The organism is Spirosoma sp. (assembly GCF_048594605.1).
In the GTDB taxonomy this organism is placed as follows: Bacteria; Bacteroidota; Bacteroidia; order Cytophagales; family Spirosomataceae; genus Spirosoma.
In genome coordinates, this window is record NZ_JBMDWV010000261.1 from 1 (window position 1) to 6587 (window position 6587).

Sequence of the window (6587 nt, forward strand, 5' to 3'; positions counted from 1 at the left end):
CTTTTTAGTTGGATTATGATGCGTTCTGTTTCTGTTAGTCGATTCGTAGAATCAAATATATTCTCGTTTATATTAGGCCTAAGATGCTTATATTTATCAAGGCAAGTCTATGGTAATATTGTTTGTGAGGAGGCTGTAACATGCGATAAGTAAGGTAAATAGGTTTGCTTGACAGGTAAAAATTCAGGCAATGTGATGAACTCCACGACTGATTTCTGCTGACTATTAATCCTCATTTCATAATTTCTATTTATTTAGATACACTGGTTTTTGTGACGATATTGCTATCAGCAGACCATTCGGCACGTTGTTTGAGCCAGTTAGCTTATTCCGCTAGCAGAAAAGTGGTTTGTTGCCAAGGCTTATGAATACGACACCAACGTAGCAATTGTATTCGCTCTCCTGGTGATAAATAGCCAAGCAGTTTACGGAGTTCTTTACGGAAAAGCGTTTTGTCAAAGCTTACTTTTTGCAGAACGCGTTGGCTATAGTTAAACCAAGTCATTTCGTTAGGGCTTAGTGAGTTACTATTGATTTCAGTATAGGTCTGGTGAACTGACAGGATTGTAGGTTTAAACAATACGGTTTATGCTCACGGATTATTCGGTAAGACTTGCCTCCAGAGCCAACTCATTGTCGTTTTAGTCGGGTGTTTGGACTCAAGCCAGGAACTGACTTGCTGCTTACCCTTTATGTGTGCTCGCCGGTTAAGCTCAGCCCACAGACTAATCAGCCATATACTGCCGAAAAAAAACAGATAACAGAAAGGTAGCCAGCGGTTGGAATCCGTATGTTCATGCGAGTGCACTGAGTGAAGAGTAAGCATATTTTTCTCACTTAAATGGTTCATGAAGTATCCTACTTGTATAAGGGTATAATTATTCGCCCATTCATCGATTACAGGTTATATGCTTTTAAATTTTCCATTCGCTCTCAACCCGATACTCTTTATTCCACTTTGAGGTCAAGTCTTTACTTGAATAAATCCCCCTAAGATGTACAGTTCAATAGGGAGCTAGTCACATCCACAAAACGACCACCAATACTCTATTACCGTGTTTTCGAATTTGCCTGATATTTTTCATAGGAGCAGTGTTTGGTATTTATCTTTATACTCGTAAATTTACAATTGCAAAAATACAAATACAAATTTATGACATATATTAGTGCTCAGCCTAACTTATCATCGTCTTGGGAAGACATCTGCTTTCCTGTAGAACCACTGCTACTAAGTGATCTGTTACCAGATTATGATATTATTGCCACTGACCGGCAGAAGCTGATTGTGGGGCAACTGAGGGGGGGGCGCAAAACACTGTTCGGCATTCAAAGTGCCGACTACACCATTATTCCTAATAGAGCCATTCAGGAAGTCGTCGATGAATTAATTCCAGATTATCAGCTTCTAATTAAACACACTAATACCGGTGAGTTCAGCATCAGCATTATCCTGCCCACGTCGATATCAGTCGGTAATGAGCAGCTTCAGCGAAGTCTAACCATTACTAATAGCTACAACGGCAAGACGCCCTTTGCCATTCAAGGTCAACCGCTGACGGCTCTTCTAGATCCATCGACGCATCTGGGCAGCAGTGTGTACCGGAACGTTTGTCAAAATGGCCTATTGGGATGGGCCGATTCCTTTATCGACCTACCTTCCTACCAGACTTGGCTGGGTCACTGGACAAAGGGGGTGCAGAAAACGCCAGTACCAAAGAAACCGGCCGCTACCGCTCGCCCACAACGGCCTACAGCTGACATTCGGAAACTTCATCAAAGCTCCATTACCATTCCCTTGTTTCAGCAGCAGTTGCATGAGTTGCTGGCCGATCACCTCACCACCGGATCTACCTTGACGGCCAGCGTATATGACCATTTCCAGCAGACGATCATGGCGGGTAATTACGAGAACATACTTCGAGACTTGCCCCTACCCGTTCAGCTAATTAAACAGGCACGCGAACGCCTACGCCTGGAAGAACGACTACTGAATTTACCCCCTTCCAGTTGGCTGCTGTACAATGCCGTTAATTACGCCCTGTTTACAGCTCGCAGCAGTCTGACGCTCAACGATCGATACCGCTTAGATGAACGCGTGTTCCATTACTTAGCGGCTAAGGCTTATGCGTGAACTCAATTAATTTACCGCTTAATCCTCACCAATTTGGAAATCATAATAGTAGCTAACCTTTTAACTCGATAAAGTATGTATACCCCTGATGTAGCAATGGGTTTAGGTAGTATCATTTATGCGCTTTGCAAACTGGACGGTCAACTCCATCAGGAGGAGTCGAAAGTAGCCCGTAGCATACTGGCCAAATGGCCCTATAGCGACTTGGCGATTTGCGCGATATTCTTACGGGACAATGTGGGCGAGCCCGCCGAGGAAGCCTACGCCTTTGGCCTGCGCCGAATGGCGGCCAAGCGCGTTGAACTCTCTAAAGAAACAAAAAAACGGTTCATCACTATTCTGCTGCGTGTTGCACGGGCACACGAAGGAATTTCCCGAGAAGAACGGGCCTTTATTCGTCAGTTCTGGCGCGAGTTGCAACAATTGAAGATTGAGTCCTAAACGTTCATGGACTAAGTTATCATTCCGTATGCTTTTAGATTTGCTCATTGATGATCGTTAGTCGAACATCTATCTTAGAATAATATCAGTGAGCAAGTCTAAAGGCATACGAAGCTTATTCCCTCCAGCCTTCCGGTTTAAAAGGGGTTTGGTGATCACTTTGTAGACAGGGAGCCAAAGGTGGGCGGTCAGCGTTAGGCCATAAGCGAACTTTAGCTTTCTCCCGTTCACCCAAGTAAGGTGGAGAAGGCTCTAGCCTAGGCTGACGGGAGTTGAGCGCATAGAACAGTCCATCGCCACTACTTCCGTAAGTGCCTTTAGGCCGCAACGTATCGACCGCACCCGTCGAGCCGTAAGCGAGGCCTTTCGTATCGTTTCGATCCAGCCAGTAGTGAACCAGCGAAACCGCTGATGCCGAGAAGTAGCCTATCAATCTGACTTGAGGATGGTCTACCTGGTATACATTACCCCCTAAAGCCGTTGGCGGACTGTCGGCTAACCCACCCGTATGCTGGGTCTGTTCTTGGAAGAGCTTGTAATACCGGTAGGCATCAGCCGTTAGTGAAAGCTGCCTTATATCGACCAAACCCGGCCCTGTATCATAAAAAGGAATTTGAGCCACTCGTTGTTGATGGATGGGGCTACCATTTGTGAGATGATCATCAAACACCATCAGATCGTAGCCATAGATAAGTTGCCAACACGGTGTCCGGCAGCCATAATCATAAATCCAGTCTTCTTGAGGCACTTCGGGCGCTTCTTCACCCGCTTTACCAGCCGGGGGGCTGAAACAGTCTTCATAAAGTTCGGTGCCCGTCACAAAGTAATCCCGAGCGCGGTAAACATTGGGTAGCACCTTGTAGATTGAATAAACACCCTGTCGACAGCTATGGCACCAATACTGCCGTTCCCAAAGTTTCCATTCCCAGCGGTAATAATTATGTTGATCAGCTGGATCCTGACTATCAACAAAGAGGTCATGGGCGGCCGTGTAGCCATTTAGTTGCTGTGGGGATAAACTAGTCGGGTTAAACCGAGCCGTTATTTTGTCAATCGGCGGGACTGCTGGCATCACCTGCTGGGAAGATATATAACGGGTTCCATCCGACAGCATAAAGCGAAGTTGATACGCATGGCCTATTTGGCCTTTAAAATCAGCCGGTAGCTGATAACTGCCCGCTAGGGTCTCTTGACAAGGAATCACTTGAGCCGAATCGATAATAACCTCCACTATGGCTTTCGTCAGCGGTCTGGTACTAAATTGCCCTGTCAGTCGATCAGCCTGTGCCTGACTCAGTTTTATTATTTGGGGCTCAGCTCGATCGGTAATGGTACCGTCTACGAGAAGAATCGACTTTGTACTTGATAGCACCCTGTCCTCCGGATCAACACAGGCGAGCGGTAAGTAAAGCACCAGTAAGATAAGGAACCCCGCTAAAGCAACTGATCGCATAAGTGAAATTTGTATAAATGCTGGTCAGGTGGAAAACCACGTTATCGTTCTGTTCTACTTTTGGCGGTATCGTTTTCAAAAACTATAGGTAGTAACCTGGCAGACGATTCATTGACTTAATTCATTACGTAAAGCTAATTGCATTTGCCAAAGCCGTTACTGCGCTAAACACCTGGATAATGAAGCAATTTTACTTAATGAATGAGGTTAATTTGTTTCGAATCCACACTTGGTTAAGCCACTCCGGACTTTAACATCAGTCACTCAGATTAATTCAGAAGAGCTGCCGTATTGTCTTATCGATGATTCTCGACACTAGCTAATGCAATTTACTCTTGTTATGTTGATAAAGCAGAAGCAACTAAACCGTTTTTTTTTCTTATTTGACGAATAGTTTCCATAACGAGTATTCTTTTGCCGGTCAAGCCTGAGCAAGCTATGCTTAAACGTATACTTATTAGCTTTCTGTTGTTTTTGTGGCATAGTCACGCAACAGCTCAATCCGCTTATAGCCTCTCAGGTGTCGTTCGGGATTCAGCCAGCGGACTGCCCGTCGTGCGGGCGGCCGTTATTCTCGATTACGAAAAAACCTCAACCGGCACCTACACAGATGTCCATGGCAATTTCGCCATCAGCGCCCGGACGGGTAAACACGTGCTGGTCGTTAGAAGCCTGGGTTTCGTACCTTTTCGAACAACGATCAGCCTACGCGAGAATACCTTTCTTGAGGTGCGATTGGCATCTGTCTCCAGCCAGTTGGAAGAGGTGGTTGTCACCAGTAAAGGGTATGACCGCCATGTTCGCCAGCCGCTCCTGGGCGTTAGTCAGATCAACATCGCAACCCTGAAGAAGATGCCGGCAGCGCTGGGCGAAGTGGATATTCTGCGCAGCCTACAAATGCTGCCCGGTGTGACCAGCGTTGGCGAAGCGGCCAATGGGCTCAACATTCGGGGAGGCACCACCGATCAAAACCTGATTCTGCTAGACGATACGCCCATTTTTAATCCAACGCATATGTTCGGGCTGTTTTCGGTTTTCCCCTCCGACGCAGTGGGAAGCCTGGATTTGTACAAAGGCAACGTACCCGCCCGCTACGGTGGCCGGGCCGCTTCGGTGCTGGACATCCACCTGAGAAACCCAAATCTGAATCAGTTTCAGGCAATGGGCGGAGTGAGCCTTGTAGCGAACCGGCTTATGATCGAGACGCCCCTTGTCAAGGGTAAGCTGGCACTGCTGGTGTCGGGGCGGGGGGCCTTCAATGACTTTCTGCTAAGGGCTGTCTCCCCACGCTTCGATAATATTCGGGCGAAATTCGGCGATGGGACAGCTAGGCTTTTCTGGCGGGTCAATGATAAAAACACCTTGACGGCTATGGGCTACTACAGTCAGGATTTGTTTCAAACTAATCTGGTGGGTAGCCTGGCCAATGTAAATGCGGTCAACACTCAGTATGCCCAACAAATGGTCAACGGGATGGTGCGCTGGTTTCACACCGTCAACGACCGGGTCAATGTGCAGACAACGGCGCTATTGGCCCAGTACATTCCCCGGATTTTATCAACCGAAGACAGTACGGGTAACCAAGTGATCTTGAAGCAATCCCTGTTGCAACGGCAGATTAAGTCGAATCTGAACCTTCAGTTAGCCAATCAGAAACTTGAGATCGGGATCAACGGCACCCATTACCGACTGAACCCCGGCGAGTTGATACCCGGCCGTAGCCTGGCCGTCAACTACCGGAAGACGACCCCTGAACAAGCCCTGGAGCTGGCTATCCACGCCGAAGATGAGCTCAGTCTGTCCGATAGACTGGCCATATCGGCGGGTCTGCGCTACTCCCATTTTCTACAGCTTGGTCCCTCAGTGATTCGGAAGTACCGGGACGGCGAAGGAGCTGACGTCACCACGGTGGTCGATTCGACCAGTTACGCAGCCGGGCAGGTAAGCCAACACTACGGTGGTCTGGAACCACGGCTGGGCCTGCGCTACGTCCTGACCCCCAATTCATCCATCAAGCTAGGCTACAACCTCATGCGACAATATTTGCAGGTTATTACCAACACCACAACTCCCTTGCCTACGGCGCGCTGGAAAACTGCAGACGCTCATATTCAACCCCAGGTAAGCCAGTTGTGGTCAGTGGGTTATTTTCGAAACTCAAAGAATAACATCTTTGAAGTCTCGGCAGAGGTGTATTGGCGCAGTACGCAGCATGTTCTGGACTACAAACCAGGGGCTGATTTTCTGCTACGTCCCTACCCTGAAACCCAACTGCTACCAGGCCAAAGCAAAGCCTACGGCCTGGAAGTCATGGTAGCAAAGAAGAAAGGCGAACTGACGGGCTGGATCAACTACACCTTTGCCCGCACGCTGAATCAGGTTAACCAGGGAGTTGATTTTCAGCAGCAGATTAACGGGGGTAACTGGTACCGGGCCAACTACGACCGCCCGCACAGTGTAAACATGAGCCTAACGATCAATCAGGGAAAGCATCACAGCTTCTCATTCAATTTTGCCTACAGTACGGGCCGACCCTACACCGCCCCAGAGGGTTTCATCTGG

Annotated in this window: 4 protein-coding genes; 3 read left to right on the forward strand and 1 reads right to left on the reverse strand. The window is 47.9% G+C overall.

Features of this window, described 5'->3' with window-relative positions:
* Positions 1-1153: 1153 nt before the first annotated feature.
* Together ACOJS8_RS16005 and ACOJS8_RS16010 are read left to right on the forward strand one after the other, a co-directional pair.
* Positions 1154-2131 (forward strand): hypothetical protein, encoded by a 978-nt coding sequence (locus tag ACOJS8_RS16005; RefSeq protein WP_420149549.1) that lies wholly within the window; start codon positions 1154-1156, stop codon positions 2129-2131.
* A 75-nt stretch (positions 2132-2206) separates the two neighbouring features.
* Positions 2207-2572 carry a TerB family tellurite resistance protein gene (locus ACOJS8_RS16010; RefSeq protein ID WP_420149550.1) on the forward strand — a complete coding sequence of 122 codons (366 nt, stop codon included), beginning with the start codon at positions 2207-2209 and terminating at the stop codon, positions 2570-2572.
* 115 nt (positions 2573-2687) lie between these two features.
* On the opposite strand, the gene ACOJS8_RS16015 is transcribed toward ACOJS8_RS16010, so the two are convergent.
* Positions 2688-4025 carry a DUF4249 domain-containing protein gene (locus ACOJS8_RS16015; RefSeq protein WP_420149551.1) on the reverse strand — a complete coding sequence of 446 codons (1338 nt, stop codon included), beginning with the start codon at positions 4023-4025 and terminating at the stop codon, positions 2688-2690.
* A 438-nt stretch (positions 4026-4463) separates the two neighbouring features.
* On the opposite strand from ACOJS8_RS16015, the gene ACOJS8_RS16020 reads away from it, so the two are divergent.
* A partial coding sequence (locus tag ACOJS8_RS16020; RefSeq protein ID WP_420149552.1) for a TonB-dependent receptor occupies positions 4464-6587 on the forward strand: 2124 nt, incomplete at its 3' end.